Annotated in this window: 2 protein-coding genes and 2 pseudogenes; all 4 read right to left on the minus strand. The window is 61.9% G+C overall.

All coding sequences use genetic code 11. The features are described 5' to 3' along the window. Nucleotides 1–498 precede the first annotated feature (498 nt). Nucleotides 499–1,105: pseudogene (locus RH91_RS18865) on the minus strand (IS3 family transposase); the annotation flags it as partial. 199 nt (nt 1,106–1,304) lie between these two features. Continuing rightward, nucleotides 1,305–1,691 (minus strand): transposase, encoded by a 387-nt coding sequence (locus RH91_RS22885; RefSeq protein ID WP_232283596.1) that lies wholly within the window; start codon nt 1,689–1,691, stop codon nt 1,305–1,307. A gap of 57 nt (nt 1,692–1,748) precedes the next feature. Beyond that, nucleotides 1,749–2,333, minus strand: a complete 585-nt coding sequence (locus RH91_RS22890) for an IS110 family transposase (protein ID WP_010164787.1) — start codon at nt 2,331–2,333, stop codon at nt 1,749–1,751. Nucleotides 2,334–2,397: 64 nt separating this feature from the next. Continuing rightward, nucleotides 2,398–2,633: pseudogene (locus tag RH91_RS18875) on the minus strand (IS3 family transposase); the annotation flags it as partial.

A 2,633-nucleotide genomic window follows, 5' to 3' on the forward strand; every position in this document is an offset into this window, starting at 1 on the left:
GCTCTTTTCGCTTCTTAGGGTCCTCTAAAAAGTCAGCGATTGCATCGCAAATCGCAGCTTGAACAAAATGAGCCTTCTGTGTCTCGCCTTCAGTTTGGGCGGCGAGGCATGCGTGCTTCTGGCCTTCGCGGCGGATCGCCATGATATTCTCACTCATACAGAACTCCCAAAGACAGAATTTGGCTTCATTCTACCGGTTGGTGACTCACGCTATGATCTCGAACTTAGCTGCAGTTTCGGCAGTTCGCTGCATTCGGAGCTTTCGCTGCGAGGAGTGCCATCTAGCGCTGGTAGATTAGTGCCAATCAGCCCTGATATCTACAAGCGTGAGCAGGCAATGTGGATTGCAAGCACGGCCGGATGATTGTGAGCACAGCGCCGTTTAATGTGAGCAGGAGTGACCTGACCCCCGTCTTTCATTCAGCGGCAGCCAGAGACCGACCGTTGTTGTGAGGGTCCCCCGGTTTCTCATCCAGTCCTGAGGTGAGTATCCGGCGTTCATTCGGCGGCTATCTTGGCCGCGGCAGCAGCATATTCGATCGGCGTCAGCCAGCCAAGCGATGTGTGAGGACGGCTCTCGTTATAGTCCCGCCGCCAAGCCTCGATCTTGGCTCGGGCGTCCTCGAGCGACAGGAACCAATGCGTGTCCAGGCATTCGTCCCGTAGGCGGCCGTTGAACGATTCCACGAACGCATTGTCCGTCGGCTTGCCAGGCCGGCTGAAGTCCAGTGTCACGCCGTTCTCGTACGCCCAGCGGTCGAGCGCTTTCGAGATGAACTCCGGCCCATTGTCCACCCGGATACTCTGCGGTGCGCCACGCGACAGCGCGATCCACGTCATCGCCTCGACCACCTGCTCGCCTTTGATACCCTGGTCGACGTCGATCGCTAGCGCCTCGCGCGTGAAAGCGTCCACCACCGTCAGCGCCCGCAGCCGTCGGCCATCGAGCGTCCGAGACGAAGTTTATCGACCACATCTCGTTCGCCGCCAAGGCTGCTGGCTGTCGTTCGCGGTTGGCAGCGCTGACGTTGCGCTTGGGCCGCTTGAGCCGAAGGCTCAGACCATCCTCCCGGTAGAGCCGGTACACCCGCTTGTCGTCTAATCGGTCAAGCCGTTTGCCAAGGTGCTCGTAGTCGATCTGCTTTGCGCATCGTTGTCGTCTTCGAGGTCAGCACGGGTGCAGCCTCAGCGTAGCGCCAGATCGCCGGCCTCTCGATGTGGTTCCCGTGTTCCAGATGGTCACGAAGCGAGTCACGAGATGGCCGTGGCCGCACCCTGGCGGGGCGGCAGCTCGGGAGCGGCTATTAGGTCATGGCAGTCACCTTCGGGTCAAAGGCTCGCCCCTCGATCCACATCCGGTGCAGGATCACCGCCAGCTTGCGGGCCAGCGCAACTCGCACCTTCCAGAAGCCCGATCTCCGACCGACGGCGGCGCCCCAGTCCTTCAGCGCCAACGCCTGCGAGGTCCGCGACAGCATGACGTTGGCTGCTTCGAATAGCAGCTTGCGGGTGAGGCGATCTCTGCACTTGGAGATGCGGCCGTTGATGTCCACCTCGCCTGACTGGAAGCGACGCGGGGTAAGGCCGAGATAGGCGCCGACATCCTGCGAGCGTCGGAACCGGTGAGGATCCTCGATGGTGGTCATGAAGCTGACGGCCGTCAGCGGACCGACACCAGGCATCGTCATCATCAAGCGGCAGGCGTTGCTCTGCCGGGCTATCCGGCCGAGCTGCTTGGCAATAGCATGCTATCGCTCTCGCAACGTCGCCACCATCGACAGCAGGCTCTCGAACAGGGCGGCGACGACCGGATCGTCCGGCAGGGTCGCCCGGACCTGACGCTCGAAGGTGCCACCTTTGCCGGGTCCGACCAGAATGCCGAAAGTCTTCGCCAGGCCACGTATCTTGTTGATGAGCGCGGTGCTCATACCCACCAGCTGGTCTCGCGTGATCAGGAGCGCGCGCAAACGGTGCGTGTCCATTGAGCGAACAGCGACCGGCCGGTACCAGCCCGAGCGGACCAGCCTTGCCAGCCCGAAAGCGTCGTTGCGATCCGTCTTGTTCATCTGGAGCTTCAAGGCTGCCGCAGCGTGCCTGGCATGAAGGCACACGACCGGCAGCTCCCGTTCAGTCAACGCATGCCATAGCCACACCGTCATCGGGCCTGTCTCAATGCCGATCTTCACGGCACCGGCTGCCCTCCGCGCCAGCACGGCCGAAATGGCATCCGGATCCGTTCGCGACTTACCGTCCCATATGCGATCGCCCGCCTCGTCCACGACGCAGATCGCAGTCTCCTTCATCGACACGTCCAGGCCAACATAACACGTCATCTTCCGTCCTCCTCTTCTGGGGACGACAAGCTATCCCAGGAACGACCACTTCCGATTACGCCATGTGGTTCACGAACCATCCCCCCCTGCGTAGCAGGATGTAAATCCTGAAGTAGCCGTATCGCGTCCGCGTCGCCGCCAGATCGCGGATGCGAAGCAGCAGCGGCGCCTGATCCGGCCGATGCGACACGTATCGCACCGACGAGCGATCGACGCCGAGAGCGACGCAACTACGCCGTTCGCTCACCTGGTGGGACGCCTGGACGTGCGCGACCAGTTCGCGCCGTCGCCCAGGCGTCA

The sequence above is a fragment of the Sphingomonas sp. PAMC 26617 genome, from assembly GCF_000242835.1.
GTDB lineage: Bacteria > Pseudomonadota > Alphaproteobacteria > Sphingomonadales > Sphingomonadaceae > Sphingomonas.